This is a genomic window from Sphingobacterium sp. UBA5996, assembly GCF_002429765.1.
Taxonomy (GTDB): domain Bacteria; phylum Bacteroidota; class Bacteroidia; order Sphingobacteriales; family Sphingobacteriaceae; genus Sphingobacterium.
In genome coordinates this window covers 89,354-115,150 of sequence record NZ_DJAS01000005.1, presented here as the reverse complement: position 1 = coordinate 115,150, position 25,797 = coordinate 89,354, and the positions used below count along the sequence as shown (strand labels likewise).

Sequence of the window (25,797 nt, the reverse complement as noted above, 5' to 3'; positions counted from 1 at the left end):
ATTATATATTGCAATATTACGATATTATTGATTAAAAAAAAGCGCTACGAACAGCAGCTCTTTACTTTTACCTCCTGGTTGAAGAAAGCATTGAAATTGCGCTGCACCGACTTCCATACCGCTTCGTCAATACAATAACAGACAGACTTTCCTTCGATAGTGCCCTGAATAATACCCGTACTTTTAAGTTCCTTTAAATGCTGTGAAATGGTTGCCTGGGCAAGTCCCAGTTCATCCACAAGATCATTGCAAATACAGGCTTTCTTATCGATAATGTACTGAAGTATGGCGATCCTTGCAGGGTGGCCCAATACTTTGAATGCCGAAGCCACTTTATTCTGCTCGTCTGTAAAAATCTCTGTCTTGGTAAGTCCCATGGTGAAGCTTATTTAATATTGTAATATTACGATATTAATAATTAAGATACAAACGGAAATAAAAAATGTCGGCCTAATTAGTTCTTAGTTGCTGAACAGATTGACTAGCACAGCGCAATTTCTTTTCGGGAACGATAGGTTGTACACGGCTACTGATTATTCCTGTTGGTACATAAGGTCTTTGCTGAGGCAGTGCTCTTCCCAAGGTATTTCTATAAGCTGGCTATGTGCGTTTTGTGGAATGATACGCTTTGCTGTTGGCAGGTAAAAATGGGTTTTGTTTCCGTTTCGCAGGGTGTCGCGTAATTCGGGGATCTTTTTGAGGTTGCGTTGCAAGGCTGCAAAAAATGCTTTTGCGGATTTGTCGGCTTGCTTCATAATTTGCCGTAAGTGAATGATTTCTCTTGTCCGGTCTGTTTCATAACCGCCGCTTCCTGCAAGGGTATATTCGGCTACAGGCGAATCGTAAAAGATGCCGGAGCTTGTAATAGTTTCCTGATCGGAAAAGGGATAGGTGGACAGGAAAAATCCATGATAATCCGCTGATGCTATGCTTTTCAAAAATGCCGACTCATTTTCTTGGCTATATTTGAAGCATTTCCGCGTGCCCGATTGGCGGTTTATCGTCTCAATATAAGCGTGCGCACCATGTTTTTCCATCGTTTGGCCACAATACTGAAAAAACAGCTCTGCAGGTATGGCAATCCAAAAGTATTGGCTCATTTTCTTTTCTGTATTTAAATTAACTCATATAGGATGTTCGAGTTCTAAGCAGCAAAGTCCGCGCCTGATTTTACTTTGAGGTTGTTGAGGTTATGTTATTTTTTAGTAACTTGATCGAACTAAAGATAAGGGAAACAGACTTAAAATAATGCTTGAACAGTTTAAAAAACACCTGGATAAATTTATAAAAATTTCCGATGATGAATTTGTCGAGATAACCGGATATTTCGAGCGGCAGCGCTTAAAGAAGAAAGAAAACCTATTGACTGAAGGGCAGATCTGCAAAGCCAATTATTTTGTGCTGGATGGAATTCTGCAAAAATTTTTTATTAACGAAAAGGGGGTGCAGCAAACCACTGAATTTGCGATTGAGAACTGGTGGATGACAGAGACCTTCTCGTATATCAATCAGAAAGCCACAGCGTTTTACATCCAGGCTGTACATCCAACGGAAGTTCTGGTCATTCGCAAGCAAGCCTATGATGAACTGCTCGAGAAGCATCCGGCCCTGGAAAAGTATTTTCGCATGGTGTACCAAAAAGCGTATGCCGCAGCGCAGATGCGTATCAAGTTCCTTTATGAATACTCTAGGGAAGAACTATACCTTCATTTCCTCAAAGACCAGCCGGCCTTTCTCCAGCGCGTACCGCAATATCTTGTGGCATCCTATCTGGGCTTTACTCCCGAATATCTCAGCGAAATACGTAAAAAGAATCTTTCTTAAACCCGTTTAAGTTTTTCCGGTTTTTCATTTTCCAATTTTGTAGAAGCAAAACAAAAAATAAGAAACATGGATAAACGAATCAACATCAGTACGTCAGAACCACAGGGCTATAAAGCCATGTTGGGATTGGAAGGTTATCTTTCCAAAATTGACATCTCACAAACGCTTAAAGAGCTCGTCAAAATTCGTGCGTCACAGATCAACAACTGTGCGTACTGTATCAACATGCACACCAAGGATGCCATTAAAAACGGTGAAAGACCAGAGCGTATCTTTATATTGGGTGCCTGGAGGGAGGCGACCAAATTTTTTACCGAAGAGGAGCAGGCCATACTGGCAATGACAGAGGAAGTAACCCTTATCCACCAGCATGGATTAGCTGAAGAAACCTACAACAAGGCGGCGCAATTTTTTACTGAAAATCAGATTGCTCAGATCATTATGCTCATCGTGACCATCAATGGCTGGAACCGTATTGCCGTGAGTACGCATCTACAAATAGAGTATTAAAAATCAGTAATACAGGGAGTTGTAGAAATCAACCAGAAGTATTTCTTTAGCTCCCTTTGTTAACTTACTGCAGTTTTCAGTGCCCAGTCCTCAAAATGAATCTTGCCGGCATGGTATGTTCCAGCAGGTACGAGCAATGATTTAGGAACAACCAGATGCATATATTTGCTGTCCTCGTCGGAAACTACCCTGATGTGCTTCCCGGTGATCGCGATATATTTTGCGACAAAATCGTCCATATTGGCCTTTATGGGCCCCGCAATCTCGACCGTACCATTTTTAGGCTCCTCGAGTGCAAACTGCACAATGTAGTCTGTGACATCTTCTAGGGCAATGGGCTGGTAGTCGATCTTGGAAACAAATACCTCGTTGCCCTGGCCCTGCACGGCAATGATGGCATCGGTATGCTCATAAAATTGTGTCGAACGAATGATGGTATAAGGTATTCCGGACTGCTTGATATTGTCTTCCTGATATTTCTTGGCGCGAAGATAGCCGATCTCTGGCGCGTCGTCCGTTCCGACAATGGAAAGTACGAGGTGATGCCTGATGTTTGCAGCCACCTCTGCTGTTACCAGATGCTTTCCTGCGGTCTTAAAAAAGTGGATGGCATTTTCTTCTTCAGGAGTGGAGGAATTGGAGAGATCGATCACGATCTCCGTATTTTCAAGCGCCTGTGTAAGACCTTCTCCTGTCATTAGATCCACGCCATGTGAAGGCGAGCCAATAACGACTTGATGACCAAGTTTGGCCAGTTTTTTTGTGACCAGCCTTCCTGTAAGACCCGTTCCACCGATTACTAATATTTTCATAGCTGAACAATTTAAATATACAACTTATCTATTGCACAAAATTGATCAAAAATTGAACGCCGGTAAACTGATAAACAAAGGTTAAAGGTGGACAAAAAAAGGGCTGTGTCGCAGTTGAATAGACTGGGTGGGCTAAGCTTGATCCGTATTGGCGCGTAGTGTCTTTCTGTAATCGCCCGGGGATAGCCCAGCTTTTTTTGTAAAAAGCCGGATAAAATACTTGGTGTCTTTATAACCGAGCTGCACGGCAATTTCCTTAATACTTAATCGCGAATAATAGAGCAGGCGCTGTGCTTCGCTTAGTATTTCCTTCTGAATCAGTGCGGATGCGGATAGGCCGGTCACCTTTTTTACGACATCGTTTAGATGGGCCACGGAGATATTTAACTGCTGGGCATATTCTGATGGACGTTTAAGGCTGCGATAATCGTTCCTGACAAGATTTTTGAATTGGTTGGCGATACTCATAAGCCGGGGGCTGTGACTTATGGACCCAACTACGTTGCGCTGTTGGCAAATTACCGCCTGCGTTATAAAAGCTGAAAGCAAGGGTTGCTGCACTTCCTGATATGCAGTATTGTTTATGCTGTGCAAATTTATGAGCGAGTCGAGGACGGATTTAAACCATTGTTGCTCGGACGCTGAAAGTGACAATATAATGGTTTCATGTAAAGCTGCATCCAGGATATCTTTGGCTGAGCTCGTTATATGACGGCCTTCGAACGAAATGTAATAACCCGCTGCCCCTAATCTGCTGGTGATCTGATGGACCTGGTGCGGCGGGCAGATAAAAAGTGTCCCTGCAGGCATGGTGAGCGGTTCCAAATCAAATAGGACTTCCAGCTGGCCAGCCTCTACAAGCATGCAGGTATAGTGGTCATGCCGATGCGGATTCAGTGCTTTTAGGATCCCCGGAGTTGAACCATCCCATATTCCAACAGCCATACTGCTGCTGGAATCCATGCTGTTCACTAAAATAGGATCTCTTTTTGGCATGCGGCGCAATTTTAAGTTCAAATGTAGTGCATCTATGTTAAGAATTAAGATCGATGTTTTTTTGTTCCGTAAATCTCGTATAAACTTATCCTTTTAATTTTGAATACACGACGGTATCAAGAAACTTACCGTTATAAAATTCGTTCTCTTTGAAATAAGCTTCTCTTACAAAACCACATTTTTCGAGCACGGTGCTGGAAGCTATATTCTCCGGATCGACTAACGCTTCGATGGAGTGAAGTCCCATCGCCTCAAAGCCGTAGTGGACGACTGCAGCAATCGCTTCAGTTATATAGCCCTTCCCCTGAAATTCCGGGAGCAACATATAGCCAATCTCTGCACGATAATGCTCAGGCTTAATGTGGTAGAAGCCTATTGTTCCGATCATAGTAGGGTCACCCTTGATGCTGATCTTCCAATTGATCATTTCATTGTCCGCTATTTTTTCATCCGTCACCCGCAGGAACTCGGCAATCTCGTCTGGCGAAGTTGCCATGGGGCGTGGAATGTATTTCATAATCTGTTCATCAGAACGCAAGCGATAGAGCTGCGGTATATCCGTTGTATCTGCCCGTCTGAGGGTTAACCTGTCGCTGTGTAGTTCTGGAAATGCAGTGAAATCTAGTGTTAACATAGTAACTTTAATGTAATGACGCGCTATTTCTCTAAAAATTTAGACCATAGCTGATTCAATTGCAATGATAATAAATACGGAAACAAATCCAGCTGTTAATTTAAATTTTCGGTATAGCTAAGCGGCCTTCTGCGCTTCTTTTTGTGAGGGCAAGCCCCTTAAATTGCTTCCGTCACTCGGACTAATTTTGAAATACTCAATTAACGATAGCATCGATAAAACGGCTATTAACTGGAGCGCCAAACTAAAATCGCGCATCTGATAAACCGTATCCTGGTAGTAACTGCTTGCCAGGTGCAGCGTCACTGCGCCCAGCGCGATACCCATACCGAGCGCCATTTGCTGCGCCGTATTGTACAGGGTATTGGCATTGCTCATCTTTTCATTCGGTACGTCTGCGTAAGCCAACGTGTTGAGGCTCGTAAATTGAAGCGAGCGCGTCAGTCCGGAGAAGAAGAATACGATGGCCACCAGCCAAATCGGCGTTTGTATGGATAGCAGGGATAGCCCGGCAGTGACAAGCGTCAGGATAACGCCATTGCCGATTAAGACTTTTCGAAAATCATATTTCCGTGTGATCCACATGGCCACGGGCTTCATGCTCATACTGCCCAGCATATTGGCCATGTAGAGGAGACCGGCATGAAATGGGCTCAGTCCAAAACCGAGCTGCAACATCAGGGGCAATATAAAGGGCGCTACATTGATCACCATACGCGTGATCGAACCCGAATACACCGTAATCCGGAAGGTCTTTACTTTAAGGATACTGTAATCGATCAGCGGATATTTGATGCGTTTGGAGTGCCATACGGCGACGGCCATAAGCGCAAAGCTTGCTAAAATGGTCACGATCGGTTTTGTATAATTGCCGTTGGCAGCACCGATCATTTCAGTCCCCAGCATAATGCCGGCAAGACCGATACCGCTGATAAAAAAGCCGACGATATCAAGCGGACGGTTATTTTCTGAATCCATCGCCGGGATAAATCGATGTACTGCCCACAGCGCAAAGACGCCGACGGGTACATTGATAAAGAAAATCCAGTGCCAGCTGAAATAGGTGGTGAAAAATCCGCCCAGCACAGGGCCGATAATTGGACCCAATAGTCCGGCCCAGGCAATATAACCGATCGCTTCAACCAGATCTTTCTTTTCGGTGTGCTTTAGCACAATGAGACGTCCCACAGGCACCATCAGGGCACCGGCGGTACCTTGGCAGATGCGCGCTAGCACAAAGGCTGTTAGGCTGGTACTGAGCCCACAGGCGATAGACGAAAGGATAAATCCAATAATCGCCATATTGAACACTTTTTTTGCACCATAACGGTCCGCAATCCAGCCACTGATCGGAATAAATACTGCTAACATAACGGTATAAGACGTAATACCCGCGCTGAGGTGTACTACATTTGTCTCAAAATCATGAGCCATTTTGGGTAAGGCCGTGGATATCGCTGTGGTGTCGAGCATCTCCATAAGCAGCGTGCCCCCGACAATGAGCGATATGATGCGTGATTCTTTCTTCATTTTGCTCTTTTTCATTCCCGAACGGGAAATATTTGCCACAAAAGTAAGCGGATCTCATCAAAGAAAAGTCATGTAAAGGCTATTTTTACCCGATAGTGATGGGGTTGCGTTGTATCAAATCAATATACCGCTAAATCAGCGCTTCGCATAGGGCAGCCGTTCAATCCGGTTGGTGGTATGGTAGCTGTCAAGTCCGCTGGTGGTTACTGAACCGGCTTCTTCGATATCAATATAGCCATCTTCCTTGACATACGTATCCGGCACCAGCACCGTTGTAATCTGCCCAATGACCAAGGTCGTACCGTTTAGCTCAATGGCTGTTTGCTGCACAAAATTACAGGCAAATTTAAGTGTACTTTCGCGCACAAAAGGAGCGGGGATGTTTTCCAGGTATTCGGGGGTGAGCCCAACCTGTTCAAATTCGCTCACGCCTTTTGGATACTTGGCGCTGCACTGGTGCGCCTGTTGTACGAATGCAGGTGAAACATGATTAATGGTATAACACTGCTGTTCAAGAATATTATCCAATGTACTGCTAAAAGGAGTGGCCGGCCGAAGGATAATACCACAAAGTGCAGGATCTGCGCCCAGGTGGAATAAGCTACTGAACGTAGCTAAATTTTCACTTCCGTCGCTGTTGTTGGTGCCGATCAGTACCAGGCTTTTAAACCCGCCCAGTGAATTGATAAAGTTGGCCCTGTATCTTCTTTCAAATGCAGCAATGGCGTCTTTAGTATAAATCATCGTGTCTAAATGCTTATGTTCAATTTTCAGCGACCCTGTGTAATAGCCTCCTGCACAGGAAGCTACATAAAGCTGATATGATATACGAATAGTGCTTTCTGGCGCTAACAGGTTATCACCGTTAAATTGATGCATAAATATACTACAAACATCGATTGCAACATCATGTTTACAAAAACTTTTGCTATGGCAATGTTACATTCGCGTAGTACGTCATTGTTTATATTTGTAGCGTATGCAGATCAAATTGCATGCATTAGACGTAATACAACCTATGTTAAGACGAGTCATATTTCAATTTCTCTTACTGGTGAGTGCGATGCTGCTAGTTGTAAAGCCTTTGATCGGCTTTTCACTCTACCATCAGGCAAAAGCGCAGGGCGAGAATGAGTTTATCACCGTTATCAAAGCCTTTAGTAAACGCAAACAGGAATATTTGGACTGGGTGGATGCAAAGGATGGTGTCTGCCTGACGCTATCGCCCGTCCGCCACTTTGTGGCCAAAGTGAAGGAGTTTTTCATCACTCATTTTTTTAACACTTTTGTTCCAAATTTCGACGCGTTTTCTACCGGGCACTTCCTGTCTAAGATATTGCCGCTAGAACGGCTTTACCTGCGTAATCTCCAGCTCACCTTATGATAAAAAAGCCATTTTAATCGTATGCAATGGTTCCCCGTGGGACTACAGACATTCATTTATTTAAAATAAGCTTTTTATATGTTTCAGAAACTTGTCCTTATGGGGCATGTGCTGCTCTGCTGTAGCCTATTGGGCTACGGTCAGGAGCGTCATGTGCCTATCAAACTCAACGAACTGCTCGCTTCGGTAACGCAGCATGCGCCCTCTTTGCGGACCGACTACGTGCGTACACAGGTACAGCAGGCCCGTGCCGCCGAAGTGAAAAATAACCGTCTGCCAAGCCTCCAGCTGTCGTATCAGGCAGATGTCGGATCCAATAATAATGTACCGGGGCCTTACTTCGGATTTGGCCTCGTGCCTACCAACAATGGCGGTATCCGCGCCGATAATAAGTATCAGGCGGTGAGCAGCAATCTTGGCATCGCAGCTTTCCAGTGGGAACTGTATAACTTTGGTCAATTCAACGCCCAGGACGCACTCGCCCAGTCGGAGGTAAACGTCGAAAACCGCCGTTTTGATCAGTCTAAATACGACTTACAGTCTTTTACCATCTATAGTTACCTGCAATTATTAAAGCTGCACGACTTGATCGGTATTCAGTCGCGCAGCATCGCCCGTAACCAGGAAATCCGCCAATCGATATTTGCACTCGTCAAAAGTGGTATCCGGGCGGGGGTAGATACCAGTATGGCCGATGCCGAAATATCGCGGAGCCAGCTTAGCCTCATCGAGCTGGACAATCAGCAGCAGCAGTTGCAGATTCAGCTGGCCACGCTGGCGGGAATATCGCCAGCTCAGATTGTAGCCGATACCACGGCCGAAAAGATTCTTTTTGAGCAGGTCAAGAATGCCCCCATTGCGCTCGATGGTGGCCGACAGCATCCGATGGTCGCCTATTATAATGCATTGTTCGATAAGACCAAGATGGAAGAAAAGCTGGTTGCCAGCAGCTACCGCCCCAAGCTGTTCCTCTCCGGCGCAGTCTGGGGAAGGGCTTCCAGTGTCCATAGCGACAATAGCTATGGGGCGCTCACCGATGGCTTTGGCTTGCAGCGTGGCAATTACCTCGTTGGCCTGGGCATCAACTACAACCTATTCGACCTGCGCCGCAAAAAGGTAAAACTCAATACGCAGCGCCTTATGGTGAACGAGGCGGGCCAGAAACTACAGGAACAACAGGCCAACATTTCCATGAATATCGCACAGTCGGCCGCCGAAGTGGAAACTGCCGGAAGACGGCTCAAGGAAATACCGCGTCAGACCAAGGCTGCAAATGCCGCCTACCGTCAGAAGTTTTCCCTCTACAAAAACGGTCTCATCGACATCGTGGAGGTTAATGTAGCCCAGAACATGCTCTATCAGGCAGAGCGCGATTACATCACGGCCAAGTACAATTATTACCTGGCATTGTTTCACCAGGTGGTGGCACAGAACAATGTCGATGGCTTTCTTCAACTTTTTAACTAATCACTTATGTCACTAGTCACAGCTGCTTTACGAAGGCCCATTACCACGGTTATCATCACGCTGAGCCTGTTGCTCTTTTCGGTGCTCGCTGTACTGAAAATACCGATAGATATCTTTCCGCAGCTCAATTCGCCGACAATTTACGTCATCGAATCATACGGCGGAATGTCCCCGCAGCAAATGGAAGGTTTCTTCTCCTCGCGGATGCAGGATCAGTTTCTGTATGTAAATGGAATCAAGAATATATCCGCCAAAAATATTCAGGGCCTTACGCTTCTGAAACTTAGTTTTTACGAAAATACCGATATGGCCGAAGCCTCGGCGCAGGTGGCACTGCAGGTAAACCGGGCCATGAAGTTTTTCCCGCCTGGAGCCTTGCCACCACAGGTGGTCCGTTTTGATGCCTCTTCACTACCGGTGGGGCAGCTGGTTCTTTCGTCGAAAACCAGAAGCCTCAAAGAGATCTACGATATGGCGAGCACGCTGGTACGGCCCACGTTTTCGTCGGTACCGGGACTCTCGGCACCGCCGCCCTTCGGCGCCAACTCCAGAACGATCACGGTGAATGTAGACCCCAATAAACTGCGGAGCTACAACCTCACCGCAGATGAGGTGGTGATGGCCTTGTCCAAATTCAACGTGATGTCGCCATCGGGTAACCTGCACCTCAATAATACGATGTACGTAACCACCATCAATTCATTGATCAAGAATGTGGCCGACTTCGCCGATATCCCTATTCTCACAAAAAATGGGATTCCGATTTACATCAAAGATGTGGCACGGGTATCGGATGCTTCGGACGTGACCGTAAGTTACGCCCTGATCAACGGGCGGCGCTCGGTTTATATTCCTGCCGTCAAGACATCGGATGCATCTACCTGGGCCGTGGTGAGCAACCTCAAAGCCAAATTGCCCGAAATCCAGAATCTGCTGCCGGAGGATGTCAAGGTGTCTTATGAGTTTGACCAGTCCGTGGCCGTAATGAATTCGGTGCAGAGTCTTTTGCACGAAGGTGGGCTCGGTGCTTTGCTTACCGGCCTGATGGTACTCTTGTTTCTGCGCGACTGGCGAAGCAGCCTCATCGTCATTGTAACCATACCGGTGTCCATTCTGATCGGCGTACTGCTGCTCACCTTGTTTGGCCAGACCATTAATATTATGACCTTGAGCGGATTGGCACTGGCCATCGGTATTCTGGTCGATCAGGCCACGGTGACCATCGAAAGCATTCATCAGCATCAGGAACAAGGGGCACACAAGCGTAAGGCCATCTATCAGGCCTGTCAGGAAATTGCGGTACCATTGCTTTTAATCCTGTTTTGTATTTTGGCCGTATTTGCACCTTCCTTTATGATGACGGGCATACCGCGGGCGATGTTTCTGCCGCTCTCTTTGTCCATCGGATTGACCATGATCGCTTCTTATTTCATGGCGCAGACGCTGGTACCCATTCTATCCAACTGGCTGCTCAAAGAGCATCACATTGGTCATTTCCAGTCGGATTCGCCTGGATTTTTCGATAAGATCAAAAAGCGGTATCGCTTTGGCCTGTATCGGTCCATGCGGCATAAGGGCAAAGTGATTGTCGGTTATCTGCTGTTCACGGTCGCTCTTGCAGCGGCAGCATTTATGTATATCGGCAAGGATATGATGCCCAAGGTCAACAATGGGCAGTTTCAGTTGCGCATCAAGGAACCGGATGGCACTAGACTCGAACGTACCGAAGAGTCCGTCAAGCAGGTGCTCCAAGTAATCGATAGCACGGTAAACCACCAGGTTGCCATCAGTTCGGCCTACGTCGGTCTGGTACCCAGCAGTTATGGGGTCAGTAACCTGTATGTATTTAATACCGGGACGCATGAGGCGGTGATCCAGGTGAACCTCAATGCGGATTATCATGTCAATATGGATGAGCTTAAAGATGCCTTACGGCGTAACATCCACTTTAAACTGCCCAAATTGCGACTCAATTTTGAGCCTATTGATATGACCGAAAAGATTATGAGCCAGGGGGCGGCAACACCGATCGAAGTGCGCGTTGCCGGAAAGAAAATGGACGAACTAAAGGTCTATGCCGATAAAGTGGTCAGTTCACTGCGGCATATCGACTATCTGCGCGATGTGCAGATCGCGCAGCCACTACGCTTGCCGACGATTGCCATTGCCATCGACCGGCTCAAAGCCTCACAGCTTGGTCTGCAGATGGATGATATTGCGCGATCGGTAACTGCGAGTACCTCGTCCAGCCGATTTACGCAAAAGATCCAATGGCTCGACGAAAACAATACCTATACGTATCAGGTACAGGTGCAGGTACCGGAATATGTGATGAATACCATGGACGAACTGCGGGAGATTCCGCTGGTAAAAGGGCAGCTCACGCCCACCTTGGGGGATATTGCCACGTTCAATACCCAATATGTACCGGGAGAGTATGACCGGCAGGGGCCAAGGCGGTATTTGACAGTGATGGCCAATATTCATCAAAAGGACCTGGGTTCAGCAACGGCCGATGTGCAGCAGGCGATTCGCGAGCTTCCGGCACCGCCGCGCGGTGTTATGGTGGAAATGAAGGGGATGTCGACGCTGTTGCTCGATACCATGGGCAGTCTGCAGCTCGGTCTGGCCTGTGCTATTGTTGTGATCTTTCTGCTGCTGGCCGCCAATTACCAAAGTGTCAAGCTTTCGCTGACGGCATTGGTGACTATTCCAGCCGTAATATTGGGCTCGCTGGCCATGCTTTTGCTCACAGGGTCTACACTCAACCTGCAGTCTTACATGGGCATGATTATGTCTACGGGGGTGTCGGTCGCTAATGCGATCCTGATCGTGTCCAATGCTGAAACGCTGCGGCTCGACTTTCGCAATGCCCGTACAGCGGCTTTGGCCAGTGCAACCACACGGCTGCGTCCCATCCTGATGACCAGTATGGCCATGATTGCCGGCATGATTCCCATGGCCATGGGCATGGGGGAGACAGGCGAACAGGCCGCTCCGCTGGGAAGAGCCGTTATCGGCGGGCTGTTTGCATCCACCTTTGCCGCCCTTTTTGTATTGCCGCTGCTGTTTGTGTGGATGAAGGAAAAATCATCGTTTGATTCCGAATCCCTGTTGCCGCAGGACGAGCCCGATCATGGGTCTTTATCCATCGAAACCCATCCGCAGGAACTGCGATGATAAAGGCAGCAAGGGGATTGCAAAGGAAGAGAATAGTATTAAAGATAAAAACGCCAAAGGTATGCGGGCTGATTGAATGCGGCGCGCATGCCTTAAAGAAAATACCAAATCATGAACAATAAAATAGAACGGATAAAAAAAACAGGCTTTGTACTCGTGCTGGCAAGCTTACTTTCGGCTTGTGGTAACACCGAAAAGCCGATTGATCTGACGCCGAAAAATCCGGCTAAAGCCAGTACCTACCAGACCACCGTAATACAAGAAAAAGTAATGTCGAGCAGTGTACGCCTGCCCGGCAAACTCAAACCCTTTAACGAGGTAAATATCTATGCCAAGATGAACAGTTTTGTGAAGCATATCTATGTGGATAGAGGAACCCTTGTAAAAAAGGGACAGCTGCTGATGCAGTTGGAGGCACCCGAGATGTTGGCCGCGGTGCAAGCGGCGCATTCCCGCTTTGTACAGGCTCAGGAAACGGCTTCGGCGAGTAAGGATAAATATAAAAGGCTTAAAAATGCAGCGCAGGAGGAGGGAGCAGTGTCGCCCCTTGATCTCGACAATGCGTTATCGAAGATGAAAGCGGACGAAGCGGTTGCCATGTCGGAAAAAGCAAATGTGGAGGAGGTTGAGATGCTGCAGTCTTACTTGAATATCAAAGCGCCTTTCAATGGGGTGATTGTGCAGCGTAACGTCTCCGAAGGTGCGCTCGTAGGACCGGGAAAAGGGAATGATCAACCGCTATTGATCTTGCAGGATCTCAATAAACTCCGGTTGGAAGTACAGATCCCGGAGACTTATGTCGATAAAGTGGATCTCTCGAAGAAAGTGACCTATCGTTTTAATAATACACCGAATAAGGTATTTGAAGGGATGATTGCGCGTTCGGCAAATTCTTTGGGTGCGATGCAGTCCGAAGCCATAGAGGTGGATGTGCCCAACTCGGATAACAGACTCAAGCCGGGGTTATACTGTGAGGTGGATATTCCCTTATCTGCCGGAGCGAATTCGTTATTGGTGCCCTCCAATAGTATTGTACGTTCGACAGAAAGGCAGTACGTAATTCAGCTGATAGACGGCAAAACTCATTTTGTGGATATTAAAGAGGGGGTGTCCACACATGATTCGACCGAAGTTTTTGGAAAGCTGAATAGGAGTGATCAAATCTTGCTGCATGCCAATGACGAAATAAAAGAGGGGGTCAAACTGCCTTTGGAAGAGTAAGTATAGTGTGTGATTTAGTAATTTGAAAGGCCTCCACGGGGCCTTTCAAAATTTGATTAGCCATGGGTTTTGACCAATGACTCAGACGTTATACCTAAAAATTCATTTTCTGCAGCACAGCAATTGGATGCAACTATTCGCGTTAAAAAAAAGATGATTTATTATCATTTTTTAAAGCAAAGACCTTCGCTTTTGGCACGATTATTTATCGATATTCATACTTTCATCGCATTCGTTTTGGCGTAATTGCCATAGTTTAAAAATTTTAGAAGGTTTATATTTATGCAAGGCACAATTGACAGGATAAACAGCGAGCATCATCGTTCGCAGGTTTTCCGTTTAACGTACAAAGGACAGGATTACCAGTTGATATTGTTAAAAAAATCTTTATCAAAGTTCGATACAGAGCTCCCAATTTTGCTGGATGGAATTGACCAAAAATTAGTAAAGAAAGGCGACAGCTGGTTTTTTGAAAATATGTATTCCGATCAGCACTTTGCTACCGAGATCTGGCGCAATCTATCGCTTCGGTACCGCCTTTAAACCCATATTTAATCGTGCCTCATCTTTCTGTAGACAATAAAGGAATTGTGCCATTTGGCCAACCTTGAGGCAATTTGTTGTAATTGTTTGATTTTCGTTATCTATTGTTTCTATTTAGTTACTACCGCCGTTGATCGATATGCTAACTTTGTCCTGTAATTAAATTGATATGGAGACAAATAAAGTATGGTTTATAACGGGAGGGTCCAAAGGTATCGGACTGTCGTTGGTCAAAAAACTGGTTGAAAAGGGCTATCGCGTAGCAGCAACAAGTCGAAAATTGCAGGCATTAATCGACGCAGTAGGACGTGTTGACGTGGCGCATTTTTTACCTCTGGAAGTGGATTTGACACGTGAGAAAGCGATCCGTGAAGCTGTCGCACGTACAGTTACTCACTTTGGTAAAATTGACGTTTTGGTGAATAATGCAGGCTACGGCATCGGGGGAGCGGTTGAAGAAATAGATCAGGATGAAATCAAAGATAGTTTTGACATTAACGTCATGGCTGTCATCAAAACGATGCAGTCCGTTATGCCTTACTTTAGGCAGCAGCGGTCGGGCAACATCATTAATGTTTCTTCTATTGCGGGTTTTGCCCCGGGAACTGGCTGGGCAATGTATGCTGCCACAAAATATGCGGTAACAGGACTATCAGAAGTCATGGCAGAAGATGTAAAGGAGTTTGGCGTGAAGGTGACGCTGGTGGCGCCGGGAGCTTTCCGCACCGAGTTTCTGCAAGATAGTTCACTTGTTTTGGCCCAAAAGAAAATTGATGGCTACAGCGCGGTGAGGACCTCGCATCAGAGATATGCAGCGATGAACGGGACACAGATCGGCAATCCCGAACTGCTGGCTCAGGTTTTTATCGATCTGGCAGCGCATCCCAATCCTCCTGTGCGCCTCTACTTGGGAAGCGATGCCTACAAAAGGGCAACGGAAAAAATCAAGTTACTTTCGGAAGAGCTGGAAAATAATAAGCTTATTTCTTATGCGACTGATTTTAACGAAATCTCTTAAGCGACAATTAGAGACGTTGTCATTATCATTGACCACGTCTTATTTGATTTTCGTATCTTCAACACATGGAAAAATTGCAGTCGCTCGAGGAATTTTACCAATCTAAATTTGAACGTATTCCGGAGGATATCCAGCATGGGGTAGGGCATTTCAATGTCTTTACAATTGATGAATATATAGGGAAGCATACGAAGCCAGTGGTGTATAGTCGAAAAGATTATTATAAGATCACCCTAATTATTGGTAAAAACAGAATACATTATGCCGACAAGGTGATTGAAATAAAAAAGCAGGCCTTGTTTTTTACCAATCCGCAGATTCCCTACAAATTTGAATGGATTGACGATTATAAGTCGGGATTCTTTTGTGTGTTTACGGCATCATTCTTTCATCATTTTGGCAACCTCAATGATTACGAAGTGTTTAAACCGAATGCCTTACCCGTATTTGAGCTGACGGATGGGCAACTGGAAGATATTAAACAGGTGTATGGGAAGATGCAGGATGCCTTAGATTCGGATTATGCGCATAAATACGATCTGCTGAGAAATCTTGTGTTTGATCTGCTGCACTATACGCATAGCATGCAGACGGCTTCTAAAGTGGAAAAGCAGCAAGCAAATGCATCTCAACGGATTACGCATATGTTTCTGGAACTCTTAGCACGTCAGTTTCCGATTGAGGATGCGCGGCAAAGGATCGGCTTTCGCTCACCCTCGGAGTTTGCGGGCCAGCTTGCGGTCCATGTCAATCACCTCAACCGTGCCGTCAAGGAGATCACTGAAAAGACTACCTCCGCGATTATTGCCGACCGTCTGCTGCAGGAGGCCAAAATATTGCTGCGGCATACCGAATGGAATGTCTCCGAAATCGCTTATTCTTTGGGTTTTAAAGAGGCCACTCATTTCAGTAATTTCTTTAAAAAAAAGATGCAGATGACACCGCTCCGCTTTCGGGAAATGGATTGATTATCTGTTGAGCAGTTGCAGTGCTTTTATGATTTTCTTGTCTTTCTTGAGATTTTCAAAGTCATCGCCTTGCAAAACTTCAACATCCGGAAGGATATTGCCGGTGTAAATCTTCGAATTTCTGTCAACGACATAGTCGGTAGACAGATTTATTCCAGCATCCTTGTTGATCGTGAAGCCCTGCACAGCTGTCGTATAGTCAGCCGTTGGTTCACCAACGATAGACGTGTTTTTTCTTCCGATTAGCGATATGGCAGTCATTTCACCGGCGCTGGCGGTATAGCAGCTTGTGAGTATAACGATGGGAATGTCCTTTTTTATGGAGTTTTTCTGTTGGGCCTGCCTAAGCAGTTCAATGCCGTCAATACGCATGTGGCCATCCCTGATTTCCCATTGTCCGGACGATAGGCCTTGTGCATTTCTAAAACCTCCGAAAATAATGTTTTGATCACCGATAAACTCCTGCAAACCCAAGAAAATAGGATACATATTGCCGCCGGTATTTATTCTTAAGTCGATGATCCATGCTTTTATTTTTGCAGTGGATAGTTTATTGATATGGGCTGTGAGATCATTGGCAATGCTGTCGACTTTCTTAAATGCAAAGTCATTGTTGCCAGGTATCCTGAGGTAGGCTATTGTATGATCAATGATCTGGCTGACCACCGCTTTTTCTGTTTTTAACTTTGCTTTCAGATAAGCACTCTCAGGCCGCTCAGGCCTGTCCCAGCTGTAGGTTCTAGCCTTGTATTTGAGAGACCCGTGATGATCCTTGAGCAGTTCAAAGACCCCTGTGTACAAAGGAGCAAGGTCAGAAACTGCATCGAGATCTTTTGCTTTGTTATACAAGAGGCTTTCGATCAGGTTGATGTTGGAGGTATCGATAGCATTCGATCGGATCAGGCTAATGGAAGTGTCCACAAATGATTTGATGCTGTCAATTTTAAACGTTTGGGCAAAGGAGGAAATATAGAAAAATACTAAAATATGGACTAGAGAAAACCGGATCATATGCAACAATGAAATTATATCATAAAGCGCTAAATATAAGAAATTACGCGCAATCATTTTACAGCCTTAGTGCGCATTTCGCGTGCTACTGGTTTTCCCCGACGGGAGAAAGCAAGGGGGTTAACTTGTAGAATGGAATGCTGAAGTGATTCGATTGAACTATTTATGGCCGTCTGGTGTTCTCAAAAGAACTGTAGAAAAATCGTAACGATAAGATTGAAAACATAAATAGCAAAATATGAATGGATTGAATAAAAATATGTTAGGCGGATTGCTCGGTGCGCTCGTACTCAATGTAGTCCATAGTGCTGCCAAAAGGTTTGACTCCAAAGCTCCTGAAGTGGATAAAGTGGGTGAGGAGGCGATGAAAAAAACGGTGCGATTTGCTGGTTTTAAACCGCCAAAAGGTAATGCATTGGTCGCAGCCACCTTTGGGGCCGATGTCGCATCGAATGCGATGCTGTATACGCTTATCGGATATGGCAGTCAGAACAACCTGCTGCTCAAAGGGGCACTGCTGGGTACTTTGGTGGGCGTAGCGACATTGACTATTCCAGAACAGGCCGGATTGAATGCCGAGCCAATAAAAAAGACGGATCGTACCAAGTTAATGACCGTTGCATGGTATGTAATCGGCGGAATAGCGGCTGGAATGGCGATGAAGGCCATGGGAAAGAAATAATAAACAAACAATTTCATCGCGTTATGTACAGGGTGTAGTACGCTGCGCATAACGTGATGAATTGATAAACAGTTTATGGCCGAAGAGGCAAAGTATAATCGTTAGTCTAAAATAAAATTTTCCTGATCCTTCGTCAGTACAATCGGATCTGTCATTATTTTCTGGACATCGCTGAAACTGGCATTTCGAAAGTTCGCAACAAATTTCTCGAGATGAAAGGCATTTTCGGGTAAGAAAGCTAAGGCATTATTCTTCGCATTGCCCTGAAACTTTGTGATAACAGGCTGCATCAGGTGGTTGTATTTTTGACAGGCGGACGGCAGGTCATCGGGCTCCAGAGCGATATAATGAGCCAAAGCCTTAGCCCCGTAAATAGACAGTGAAGCGCCCATGCCCGATAGCGCTGTAGGACAATAGCCTGCATCTCCCAGCAACACCATCCTGCCATTGACCAGGTTTGACGTATGTACCATGCCCATTTTGTCGATGAAAAATAAACCTTCATCCAATAAGCTGTCCAGCAAATGGTTTACTTCAGCATTGTAACTTCCAAATGCATTTTTAAGAATGGACGGTGCGCTGTTTCTCAACGTTTTGAGGTCTTCAAAACTGCGTAAATAACACTGGATGGCTATCTCATCTTCTGCGATGGGATAGATCGACAGCATCTTGTCTACATCAATATAGATTTTAAAAGCACCAACTTTCTTGTGGTGATGTTGCCTTAATTTGCCGCCTACGTACAGCATATTGAAATCCTCAAATTGTACGTTGTCAAAATACTGCTGCCGACTAGCGGATCGCAGTCCTTCCGACACGATAATTAAATCGACACACAGCGTACTCCCGTTTGAGAGCTCGACTTCTGCATAATCTTCCTTTTCATTGACTTGTACCAGCGTGGTTTCAAATAGGATATGGACATCGTTTTTGATGGCCTCGTGCAATACCTGGTGCAATCCGCCCCGCGATATCAATACCGAGCGTTCGATGTTTTCATTCATTTTGTCATAAGCGATGTGCTGGATAACGCTGTCATTGGTTTCAACAAAATCGACTGTCTCGGAAGGGGATGATGCTGCCTGTAGCGCCCCGCTAAGCCCAAGCTCGTCCATGATTTTAACACCGAAGCTCTTTAGGGAAATAAGAAATCCGGCCTTGCTGAATGAAGGTGAGCGATCAACTAGCGTGACACAATGACCTTGTTGCGCCAAGAAATTTGCTGCGGTCAAGCCGGCAATTCCGGCACCGGTAACTAAGATATGTTTTTTCATTGCTTTTATTTGTAAGGATTAATGCAAATTTATGCATACTTTTAAGGCTAAAATAGTTCAATAAAAAGCAAAATTAGTCCAATAAAATGAGTAGTGTCGCTAAAAAATGAAGAAATGAGCTACTGGGTGGATCGCTTGGGCGTTTCGCTATCGCCCGACAGATCCGAATTGGAAATGCTCGAACTGAATGAGCTTAAGATGGTCGATCTGTTGCCCGAAATGCTGCTTATGATTCGTTCGGTAGTGGCCAAGCAAACCTTTTGCTTTCGAAGGGAGCCGATCAAAATCATCGAAAATGGGGTATCCATTTCGTTTCAGAATATCATTCATTCGCCCTCAACTCCGCAGGTACAACCACATGTCCGCATCGTACCCTTACATGTGGCAACCGAGTTGACATTTCCAAAAGCCGTGAATATCCAGCAGGTAACCATTCTGGTGAGTCTCGATTATTTAAAAAGTTTCATTGGAAAAGCACACCGCACATTCGATTATCTGTTTGATAACGATAAAACGCTCTGGATTGAAGAATTTATGTCGCCAGAAATAGCGGCAATTGCCAATGAGATAGCGAAGTCTAGCTGTGGTGAACCGCTTTCTGATGCCTTTTATAGGTTAAAATCACTCGAGTTACTCTTTCATCTGTTTAAAAACCTGTCTGCCAGAACGCAGGTCACTCATCAGCAATTGACAAAATATGAACTCGAATCGATCTATCGGGTGAGGGATCAGCTAGCGAACTACATGGACCGGCCTTTTCTTCAGGAAGAATTAGTGAAAATAAGTGGTATGAATGTCATTAAACTTCGTAAGCTTTTTACACAGGTTTTCGGTATGGGAATGTATCCTTATTATCAGCGTCTGCGTATGCAGGAGGCTGGACGGCTTTTAAGGGACGAGTTATTATCTGTTTCTGAAACTGGGTACCGCTTAGGATTTAGCAACTTAAGTTATTTTGGCAGATTATTCGAAAGCCATTTCGGATCTAAACCGAAAAAATGGATGCAGCTGCACAAGCGTACTTCCTCCGGATCTAAAAAACAGTACGATACGTAATGAGCCTATTTTGACATGGCTTCCAGGACTTTTAAATGCGACCTAAAGGCAGTGCCAAAGCTACGGAATTCGTTGTATTTTATTTTATACTCGCTACAAGTCTGCTTGACGATGCGGTTGAGTGCGGGATAATGCACGTGGCTGATTTTTGGAAAAAGATGATGCTCAACCTGAAAATTGAGTCCGCCAAGCAACCAGGTTAGTACCTTGTTGCGGGTAGCAAAATTTGCGGTGGACTGGATCTGGTGGATCATCCATTCTTCTTCGACCTTAGACTGGTCAATGGTTTTGAATTCGGTCTCCTCAACTACATGGGCCAGTTGAAATACGGTGGCCAGACTCATGCCACAAACCGTACCTGAGATCAGCAGTCCGATAAGCGTGGGCAGCCATCCTACGAAGATCACCGGAATAATGACAAATAAGCTGAGGTGAACAAGCTTACTAACCCAGAAAATAATACGTTCGCTGAGTGGAAAATGAAATCGCTCAATTTTATCGCCCATACGGCCACGAAAATACTTCTCATAATCCTGGTAAAAGATCCATGCCAAATAGGAAATTCCATAGAGCAACGGAAAGTAAAACCGTTGATAGCGATGGTGCTTACACAGTTTCTGGTCGTGATGTATACGCATAAATTTAACCTCAATATCGTGGTCTTCGCCATCGATATTGGTGTAGGTATGGTGGGCGATATTATGTTTGAGTTTCCAAAAGTAGATATTACCGCCCAATAGATTGAGCGAGTAGGATAGTAATGTATTGAGGCGTTTGTTGTCTGAAAAAGAATTGTGCCCCGCATCATGCATGATATTAAAGCCAATAGCAGCGAGGTTGATACCAAAAATAAGGCATAATACGATTGCAACGCTCCAGTGCAGGGGCGCGAATACGAGCAGCCCATATAACACTATAAAGCTGACGAGCAGGATAGCGGCCTTCAGGTAAATTTTACGATTCCCCGTTTTGGGTTGCAGCGAAGTTTGAAAATAAGTATTGATTTTTTGTTTTAGGGTTTTAGAGAACAATGTATTTACATTGCTGAATTTTACAGACTGGGACATTTGACTTTTTACGGGAGAGATATTCTTTCTTTTTTTATAATCCGATCTTGAGTGATTGAATTGTGATAAAGGTACGCTAATTTATTCGATTGATTATAATAATAAAGTTAAAGATTGTTAAAGCTTATCGTTCTCCTAAATTCAAGTGGGGAGACCGATGTTTTCTTTTTAAATAATCGATTGAGGGACTGTGGCTGTTCAAATCCGAGCTGATAGGCGATTTCGGCGACAGAAAGTTGAGACCGTGAAAGCAGATTTTTTGCTTTTTCGATGATCTTATGTTGGATGTGGTTCTGTGCACTCTCACCGGTTTGCGCCCGCAGTAGATCGCTTAAATAGTTTTTTGACATATTCAACCGTTCCGCAAAGTACCCTACCTGCGGGAGGCCGGTGTGTTCTGTGCCGGCGTCGAAGTATTCATCGAGCAACTGCTCAAACCGGCTAACCAATGGTATATTGTGTGCTTTACGGGTGATAAACTGACGGTCGTAAAAGCGCTGTGAATACACCAGTAACAACGCGATAAAACTGACAATGGCATCTTGGCTGTAGCTGTCAATGGTACCTTCATATTCGCTCAAAATACCCTTTCCAATCGTTCTGATCTGCTGCTTTTCCTTTTCGGATAGGAAAAGTGCTTCATTGACCTCATAGTCGAAAAAACTATAGCTACCGATGTTGTTTGCCAGCTCATAGGTACGAATAAAATCTGGGTGGAAAACAACGGAATAGCCAACTTTGACATCGGAGCTCGTCGGATCTACAGTAATGGCCTGACCGGGCTTAAAGAAGGTCATTAGGCCCTCCCGAAAGTCGTAGTGATGGGGGCCATAGCGCAACACGCACTGCGCATCTTCCTTGACGGAAATACAGTAGAGATTGAGTAGAAAGGTGGTTTCTACCGAGGGATGTGTATGCTTGTTCTGCGAGAAATCGGTGATACTGAAAAGCGGGTGCTGCGGTTTGGGCAACTGCAATGCCTCATGATACTCCGCGATGCTATTTATCTTAACGAATGCTGGTTCTTTTTTTGACATGGTCGTAGGGCCTATTAAATATCATTGACATGGTCGTATTGCCTAGTGTATGATACGCTAATTTAAGTAAAATGTCATGCGCTTTGGGCAAACATGACATCTATATTTTCTAGGATTGCAGCGGTATGCTGACATCGCGCGATCCGGTATCGAGTCCTACGGGTAGAATAGCCTCAATGCGCTGTAGCTCTTCGGGAGTCAACAGGATTTCGGTCGCTGCGATATTCTGTTCCAGATAGCGTACCTTTTTTGTGCCAGGTATGGGCACAATGTCTTTTTGGATGAGCCAGGCAAGGGCCAGCTGGGACGGAGTAACTTGTTTTTCCATGCCGATTTGTTCAAGCTCGCGCACGAGCGCCAGGTTTTTGTAAAACTGCTCGCCCTGAAAGCGTGGAATAAGTCTGCGAAAATCATCTGCTGGAATATCGTCCGGCGACTTGATCTGTCCGGTAATAAATCCGCGGCCCAAGGGGGAATAGGCGACGAGGCCGATGCCCTGCGCTTGTGTGAGTTCGTATACGCCGTTGGTTTCTACCTCACGTCCGAAGAGGGAAATTTCATTCTGCACCGCCGTAATCGGAAAGGTCGCATGCGCTTTTTTTATTTGCTCGGCACTGACTTCTGAGATGCCCAGGTACCGGACTTTCCCGGCTTTGACCAGTTCGGCCATGGCACCGACAGTTTCTTCAATAGGCACATTTGGATCAGGCCGGTGCATATAGTATAGATCAATTACATCGGTATCGAGGTTTTTAAGGGAGCGTTCGATTGACTTTTGGATATAATCTGGCCGGCCATTGATACGCCAGGTCACTTGGCCGCTGGCATCAATCTCAAAGCCGAATTTGCTGGCGATGATAAACTCATTCCGCTTACCCTTGATGGCTTTGGCGATAAGCTTTTCGTTTTCAAAAGGACCGTAGAGATCGGCAGTATCCAAAAAGTTGCCGCCCAGTGCTAAGGATCGATGGATGGTCGCAATGGATTCTTTTTCGTCGGCCTTGCCGTAAATATCGCCGGTGGACGCAAAACTGCTCATCCCCATACAGCCGAGCCCTATCATTGGAATTTCGAGCCCTTGGCTGCCTAGTTTTCTTGTTTTCATTTGCTGCTTTTTTTTGTTACTCAAAATTACGGTGCAAGACCCGTTGGCCACTTACCCCAATTACAGAATAATGTAACCGAATTACGGATCGTAAGGCATACTTGCCCGTATACCTTTTCGTACATGCTCCGGTGATCAGAGCAACTAAGGGATCTCGTTGATGGATAGGCAGAGCCAGGCGACCGCACCGCAACGAATGTCGGCACAGCGATGACGAATTGTAAACGGCTGCAGGTAAATATTAAATCGCTGAACAAATCGATCATAAAAACGCTTAAATTACATCAAAATTGAGCGCATGATAGGCTTCAATGGATAATTTAAATAATCATGATGAGAAAATATTGTTGTATACTGCTTCTTCTAGCGGCGGTAGTAGGAAATGTACAGGCGCAAATAGTAACGACTAAACTGCTCCCGCAGCGCATACCCGCAGGGTTTGACCGTGTGAAGGAAGCGGTTTCCGACATATCCGGCAGGAACGGAGATAGCAAAATACAGGTCACACCGCTTGCAGCAACCGATACGACGGCTACCTTTGAAATTGAAGAACAGGGTTTAAGTATCGAAACTGTGGTGGACGACGAAAAGAAGTTTAATAAACTAGTCGCTGAAGCGGCAAAGGACGTTTCGAAACCGAGTATTCATATCTTGCATACCTATACGTTAAAGGATAAAAAATTGAAAGTGCCACCGCCAAGAAAGATTTTCTTCTCTCCGGAGTACGGGGTAACCTGGACGTTGACCCTAAAAAAAATAGCAGACAAGGAAACGGAGCTCGTACTTAACTATAAATCGATAGCGCCCGCATTTGCCAAGAAGATTGAGCTTGAATTTGAAAGTGATACCTATTACAACAATAAGATCGTTAAAATTGCTGTCGATGATATCCGGATGCGTCATCTGATCCGTGAAATTTTAATCGATCAAATGCATGTCGACCGGGATTACCCTGCACCGACATATCCGGCGTCTAACTAAAAGGATTTGCTCAGCAATTTGCTAGCTAAAATAATGGCCGAACCCCGGGTTCGGCTTTTTGTGTATAGGCTATTTTACATTGGAACACGACCCACTTCGCTCGTGGCAGTGGCTAATTAAGAGGGTCGTCAAAGCCCGATAAAGGTGCCAACTTTTGTAGGAATTCATCTGTTATAAAAATTGTAATACTAATAATATTATAAATTTGTACCTTTACCGCGGTTCATGAGGGCCGCTAACTTTATTCAACTGTATGATTAACTTGTATGGTGCGGATTCTACTTTTACAGTATCCCAAAAACATCTCGCTCAGGCGCTTGAACAAGCTCGTATGGGCTTTTGGGAAGTAAGCTTGGTAGAAAAAAATTATATGTCTTGCACGGATCAGTGCAAAAGAAATTTTGGGTGGGACACGACGAAGGAGTTTAGTTACAGTGATATGCTGGGCTGTATCGTAGAAGAAGACCTAGAAGCGATGCAAGATTGCGTGGCCCGGTCTATTGAACTCCAAATTCCCTATAACGCGCAGTACCGCGTACGTCATAGCGATAATAGCATACATTGGATTGAGGCGCGTGGATGGGTCACTTATGACGAGGCCGGTTATCCGCAGGTCATATCGGGAACAACGCTTGATATTACCGAAAAGAAAGAACTGGAAATTTTGCGCGACGAAATGTTGAGCATTGCCATGCATGAAATCAAGACTCCGCTGTCATCTGTGAAAGGAACACTGCAGATGCTGGAAAGGAAATTGGAAGTACAAGATGATACGCTATCCAATAAATTGATTCACAATGCGCTTAAAGCCACCGAGCGTATCAACCGATTGCTCAATGAAATGGTTGCACCTGTGATGGTTATGGCCAGAGGCATTACATTGGATAAGACCGAAATAAACCTATCACAACTCATCCTTGAAATAAGCCAAAACGCTGGACTGGTGTTCCCTGAAAGTCATATACAAGTGCATATACCTGAACAGGATGTCTTTCTGCAGGCTGACGGATATCGTATTGGACAGGTCATCACCAACCTGATCAATAATGCGATTAAGTATAGCGACGGAAAATCGCCCGTGCATATCAAGGCGGTAGCCCTTCGGGATGAAGTATCCATCGTGGTGAGTGATCTGGGGATGGGCATAAAATCAGAAGATCGGAAAAAAGTATTTGAGAAGTTTTATCGGGCCAATCGTGAGGGGCATATCGAAGGACTTGGTATTGGATTGTTTCTATGCGCCGATATCATATTGCGGCACGGTGGCCAGATCAAGATTCTTGAAAAGGAGGGACCGGGTACCGATATCTCTTTTACGCTCCCTTATAACAAGTAGGTCATCGGCTCTTCAATAGAGACATCCGCTAACATGCACCAGACTTTTGATGGGCAATGAAGCTTTATAAAACGACTTTAACGTGGCGTTTAAAGACTGTATGTCTATTTTCATTTATTTAAAACTATTGTTGTTGAATGCAAGTTCTGATTTAAATGAAC

General features: G+C 45.3%; 25 protein-coding genes. 13 read left to right on the top strand and 12 right to left on the bottom strand.

What is annotated here, in order from left to right:
- Positions 1-44: 44 nt before the first annotated feature.
- Positions 45-377, bottom strand: coding sequence for an ArsR/SmtB family transcription factor (locus tag B3E00_RS04430; RefSeq protein WP_209581236.1), 333 nt, complete (start codon positions 375-377; stop codon positions 45-47).
- 156 nt (positions 378-533) lie between these two features.
- Entirely contained in the window at positions 534-1,100 is a 567-nt protein-coding gene (locus tag B3E00_RS04425) for a hypothetical protein (protein WP_293937152.1), read from the bottom strand.
- Between the two features lie 148 nt (positions 1,101-1,248).
- Between B3E00_RS04425 and B3E00_RS04420 the strand changes: the two genes are divergently transcribed.
- Together B3E00_RS04420 and B3E00_RS04415 are read left to right on the top strand one after the other, a co-directional pair.
- A complete protein-coding gene (locus tag B3E00_RS04420; RefSeq protein WP_293937150.1) occupies positions 1,249-1,824 on the top strand; it encodes a Crp/Fnr family transcriptional regulator in 576 nt (191 codons plus the stop codon).
- Between the two features lie 66 nt (positions 1,825-1,890).
- Complete coding sequence (locus B3E00_RS04415) at positions 1,891-2,334, top strand: carboxymuconolactone decarboxylase family protein (protein WP_293937148.1); 444 nt, start codon at positions 1,891-1,893, stop codon at positions 2,332-2,334.
- A 59-nt stretch (positions 2,335-2,393) separates the two neighbouring features.
- Here the strand turns inward: B3E00_RS04415 and B3E00_RS04410 are convergent, their stop codons facing one another.
- The 5 genes from B3E00_RS04410 to B3E00_RS04390 form a co-directional block, all read right to left on the bottom strand.
- Positions 2,394-3,146, bottom strand: a complete 753-nt coding sequence (locus B3E00_RS04410) for an SDR family oxidoreductase (RefSeq protein WP_293937146.1) — start codon at positions 3,144-3,146, stop codon at positions 2,394-2,396.
- A gap of 132 nt (positions 3,147-3,278) precedes the next feature.
- Complete coding sequence (locus B3E00_RS04405) at positions 3,279-4,142, bottom strand: helix-turn-helix domain-containing protein (RefSeq protein ID WP_293937182.1); 864 nt, start codon at positions 4,140-4,142, stop codon at positions 3,279-3,281.
- A gap of 85 nt (positions 4,143-4,227) precedes the next feature.
- The gene (locus B3E00_RS04400) at positions 4,228-4,776 is read right to left on the bottom strand and encodes a GNAT family N-acetyltransferase (RefSeq protein ID WP_293937143.1); all 549 of its coding nucleotides are present in this window, start codon (positions 4,774-4,776) and stop codon (positions 4,228-4,230) included.
- Between the two features lie 117 nt (positions 4,777-4,893).
- Positions 4,894-6,321, bottom strand: a complete 1,428-nt coding sequence (locus B3E00_RS04395) for a DHA2 family efflux MFS transporter permease subunit (protein ID WP_293937141.1) — start codon at positions 6,319-6,321, stop codon at positions 4,894-4,896.
- Positions 6,322-6,441: 120 nt separating this feature from the next.
- A complete protein-coding gene (locus B3E00_RS04390; RefSeq protein WP_293937137.1) occupies positions 6,442-7,185 on the bottom strand; it encodes a flavin reductase family protein in 744 nt (247 codons plus the stop codon).
- Positions 7,186-7,324: 139 nt separating this feature from the next.
- Between B3E00_RS04390 and B3E00_RS04385 the strand changes: the two genes are divergently transcribed.
- The 7 genes from B3E00_RS04385 (at position 7,325) to B3E00_RS04355 (ending at position 16,087) form a co-directional block, all read left to right on the top strand.
- Positions 7,325-7,690, top strand: a complete 366-nt coding sequence (locus B3E00_RS04385) for a hypothetical protein (RefSeq protein WP_293937135.1) — start codon at positions 7,325-7,327, stop codon at positions 7,688-7,690.
- A gap of 78 nt (positions 7,691-7,768) precedes the next feature.
- Positions 7,769-9,157 carry a TolC family protein gene (locus B3E00_RS04380; RefSeq protein WP_293884465.1) on the top strand — a complete coding sequence of 463 codons (1,389 nt, stop codon included), beginning with the start codon at positions 7,769-7,771 and terminating at the stop codon, positions 9,155-9,157.
- A gap of 6 nt (positions 9,158-9,163) precedes the next feature.
- Positions 9,164-12,337, top strand: a complete 3,174-nt coding sequence (locus B3E00_RS04375; protein WP_293937132.1) for an efflux RND transporter permease subunit — start codon at positions 9,164-9,166, stop codon at positions 12,335-12,337.
- A 111-nt stretch (positions 12,338-12,448) separates the two neighbouring features.
- Positions 12,449-13,558: an efflux RND transporter periplasmic adaptor subunit gene (locus B3E00_RS04370; RefSeq protein WP_293937130.1), complete on the top strand. Its 1,110-nt coding sequence runs from the start codon at positions 12,449-12,451 to the stop codon at positions 13,556-13,558.
- A gap of 282 nt (positions 13,559-13,840) precedes the next feature.
- The gene (locus tag B3E00_RS04365) at positions 13,841-14,101 is read left to right on the top strand and encodes a hypothetical protein (protein WP_293937127.1); all 261 of its coding nucleotides are present in this window, start codon (positions 13,841-13,843) and stop codon (positions 14,099-14,101) included.
- Positions 14,102-14,270: 169 nt separating this feature from the next.
- Positions 14,271-15,119: an SDR family NAD(P)-dependent oxidoreductase gene (locus tag B3E00_RS04360; protein ID WP_293937124.1), complete on the top strand. Its 849-nt coding sequence runs from the start codon at positions 14,271-14,273 to the stop codon at positions 15,117-15,119.
- Between the two features lie 65 nt (positions 15,120-15,184).
- Entirely contained in the window at positions 15,185-16,087 is a 903-nt protein-coding gene (locus B3E00_RS04355; protein ID WP_293937122.1) for a helix-turn-helix domain-containing protein, read from the top strand.
- On the opposite strand, the gene B3E00_RS04350 is transcribed toward B3E00_RS04355, so the two are convergent.
- On the bottom strand, positions 16,088-17,098 hold the full coding sequence (locus B3E00_RS04350; protein ID WP_293937120.1) for a S41 family peptidase: 1,011 nt from the start codon (positions 17,096-17,098) through the stop codon (positions 16,088-16,090).
- Between the two features lie 238 nt (positions 17,099-17,336).
- On the opposite strand from B3E00_RS04350, the gene B3E00_RS04345 reads away from it, so the two are divergent.
- The gene (locus tag B3E00_RS04345) at positions 17,337-17,780 is read left to right on the top strand and encodes a hypothetical protein (protein ID WP_209581170.1); all 444 of its coding nucleotides are present in this window, start codon (positions 17,337-17,339) and stop codon (positions 17,778-17,780) included.
- A 101-nt stretch (positions 17,781-17,881) separates the two neighbouring features.
- Here the strand turns inward: B3E00_RS04345 and B3E00_RS04340 are convergent, their stop codons facing one another.
- Positions 17,882-19,054 (bottom strand): FAD-dependent oxidoreductase, encoded by a 1,173-nt coding sequence (locus B3E00_RS04340; RefSeq protein WP_293937119.1) that lies wholly within the window; start codon positions 19,052-19,054, stop codon positions 17,882-17,884.
- 114 nt (positions 19,055-19,168) lie between these two features.
- Here B3E00_RS04340 and B3E00_RS04335 point away from each other — a divergent pair, with 114 nt between their 5' ends.
- Positions 19,169-20,110, top strand: coding sequence for a helix-turn-helix transcriptional regulator (locus B3E00_RS04335; RefSeq protein WP_293884475.1), 942 nt, complete (start codon positions 19,169-19,171; stop codon positions 20,108-20,110).
- A 5-nt stretch (positions 20,111-20,115) separates the two neighbouring features.
- On the opposite strand, the gene B3E00_RS04330 is transcribed toward B3E00_RS04335, so the two are convergent.
- The 3 genes from B3E00_RS04330 to B3E00_RS04320 all read right to left on the bottom strand — a co-directional run bounded on the left by B3E00_RS04330 (position 20,116) and on the right by B3E00_RS04320 (position 23,319).
- Positions 20,116-21,177 carry a fatty acid desaturase family protein gene (locus B3E00_RS04330; RefSeq protein ID WP_293884476.1) on the bottom strand — a complete coding sequence of 354 codons (1,062 nt, stop codon included), beginning with the start codon at positions 21,175-21,177 and terminating at the stop codon, positions 20,116-20,118.
- A 107-nt stretch (positions 21,178-21,284) separates the two neighbouring features.
- Positions 21,285-22,214, bottom strand: a complete 930-nt coding sequence (locus tag B3E00_RS04325) for a helix-turn-helix domain-containing protein (protein ID WP_293937117.1) — start codon at positions 22,212-22,214, stop codon at positions 21,285-21,287.
- Between the two features lie 109 nt (positions 22,215-22,323).
- On the bottom strand, positions 22,324-23,319 hold the full coding sequence (locus B3E00_RS04320; protein ID WP_293937115.1) for an aldo/keto reductase: 996 nt from the start codon (positions 23,317-23,319) through the stop codon (positions 22,324-22,326).
- A 330-nt stretch (positions 23,320-23,649) separates the two neighbouring features.
- Here B3E00_RS04320 and B3E00_RS04315 point away from each other — a divergent pair, with 330 nt between their 5' ends.
- Positions 23,650-24,300 (top strand): transcriptional regulator, encoded by a 651-nt coding sequence (locus tag B3E00_RS04315; RefSeq protein WP_293937113.1) that lies wholly within the window; start codon positions 23,650-23,652, stop codon positions 24,298-24,300.
- Positions 24,301-24,553: 253 nt separating this feature from the next.
- Positions 24,554-25,636: a PAS domain-containing sensor histidine kinase gene (locus tag B3E00_RS04310; RefSeq protein WP_293937110.1), complete on the top strand. Its 1,083-nt coding sequence runs from the start codon at positions 24,554-24,556 to the stop codon at positions 25,634-25,636.
- The last annotated feature ends 161 nt before the right edge of the window (positions 25,637-25,797 follow it).

Bases quoted from the DNA above. Each gene is read 5' to 3' on its own strand.
- B3E00_RS04335 (WP_293884475.1), top strand. From the start codon at position 19,169: ATGAGCTACTGGGTGGATCGCTTGGGCGTTTCGCTATCGCCCGACAGA.
- B3E00_RS04340 (WP_293937119.1), bottom strand. From the start codon at position 19,054: ATGAAAAAACATATCTTAGTTACCGGTGCCGGAATTGCCGGCTTGACC.
- B3E00_RS04395 (WP_293937141.1), bottom strand. From the start codon at position 6,321: ATGAAAAAGAGCAAAATGAAGAAAGAATCACGCATCATATCGCTCATT.
- B3E00_RS04320 (WP_293937115.1), bottom strand. From the start codon at position 23,319: ATGAAAACAAGAAAACTAGGCAGCCAAGGGCTCGAAATTCCAATGATA.
- B3E00_RS04410 (WP_293937146.1), bottom strand. From the start codon at position 3,146: ATGAAAATATTAGTAATCGGTGGAACGGGTCTTACAGGAAGGCTGGTC.
- B3E00_RS04310 (WP_293937110.1), top strand. From the start codon at position 24,554: ATGATTAACTTGTATGGTGCGGATTCTACTTTTACAGTATCCCAAAAA.
- B3E00_RS04365 (WP_293937127.1), top strand. From the start codon at position 13,841: ATGCAAGGCACAATTGACAGGATAAACAGCGAGCATCATCGTTCGCAG.
- B3E00_RS04355 (WP_293937122.1), top strand. From the start codon at position 15,185: ATGGAAAAATTGCAGTCGCTCGAGGAATTTTACCAATCTAAATTTGAA.
- B3E00_RS04325 (WP_293937117.1), bottom strand. From the start codon at position 22,214: ATGTCAAAAAAAGAACCAGCATTCGTTAAGATAAATAGCATCGCGGAG.
- B3E00_RS04350 (WP_293937120.1), bottom strand. From the start codon at position 17,098: ATGATCCGGTTTTCTCTAGTCCATATTTTAGTATTTTTCTATATTTCC.
- B3E00_RS04385 (WP_293937135.1), top strand. From the start codon at position 7,325: ATGTTAAGACGAGTCATATTTCAATTTCTCTTACTGGTGAGTGCGATG.
- B3E00_RS04425 (WP_293937152.1), bottom strand. From the start codon at position 1,100: ATGAGCCAATACTTTTGGATTGCCATACCTGCAGAGCTGTTTTTTCAG.
- B3E00_RS04380 (WP_293884465.1), top strand. From the start codon at position 7,769: ATGTTTCAGAAACTTGTCCTTATGGGGCATGTGCTGCTCTGCTGTAGC.
- B3E00_RS04420 (WP_293937150.1), top strand. From the start codon at position 1,249: ATGCTTGAACAGTTTAAAAAACACCTGGATAAATTTATAAAAATTTCC.
- B3E00_RS04370 (WP_293937130.1), top strand. From the start codon at position 12,449: ATGAACAATAAAATAGAACGGATAAAAAAAACAGGCTTTGTACTCGTG.
- B3E00_RS04400 (WP_293937143.1), bottom strand. From the start codon at position 4,776: ATGTTAACACTAGATTTCACTGCATTTCCAGAACTACACAGCGACAGG.
- B3E00_RS04345 (WP_209581170.1), top strand. From the start codon at position 17,337: ATGAATGGATTGAATAAAAATATGTTAGGCGGATTGCTCGGTGCGCTC.
- B3E00_RS04390 (WP_293937137.1), bottom strand. From the start codon at position 7,185: ATGCATCAATTTAACGGTGATAACCTGTTAGCGCCAGAAAGCACTATT.
- B3E00_RS04315 (WP_293937113.1), top strand. From the start codon at position 23,650: ATGATGAGAAAATATTGTTGTATACTGCTTCTTCTAGCGGCGGTAGTA.
- B3E00_RS04330 (WP_293884476.1), bottom strand. From the start codon at position 21,177: ATGTCCCAGTCTGTAAAATTCAGCAATGTAAATACATTGTTCTCTAAA.
- B3E00_RS04405 (WP_293937182.1), bottom strand. From the start codon at position 4,142: ATGCCAAAAAGAGATCCTATTTTAGTGAACAGCATGGATTCCAGCAGC.
- B3E00_RS04375 (WP_293937132.1), top strand. From the start codon at position 9,164: ATGTCACTAGTCACAGCTGCTTTACGAAGGCCCATTACCACGGTTATC.
- B3E00_RS04430 (WP_209581236.1), bottom strand. From the start codon at position 377: ATGGGACTTACCAAGACAGAGATTTTTACAGACGAGCAGAATAAAGTG.
- B3E00_RS04415 (WP_293937148.1), top strand. From the start codon at position 1,891: ATGGATAAACGAATCAACATCAGTACGTCAGAACCACAGGGCTATAAA.
- B3E00_RS04360 (WP_293937124.1), top strand. From the start codon at position 14,271: ATGGAGACAAATAAAGTATGGTTTATAACGGGAGGGTCCAAAGGTATC.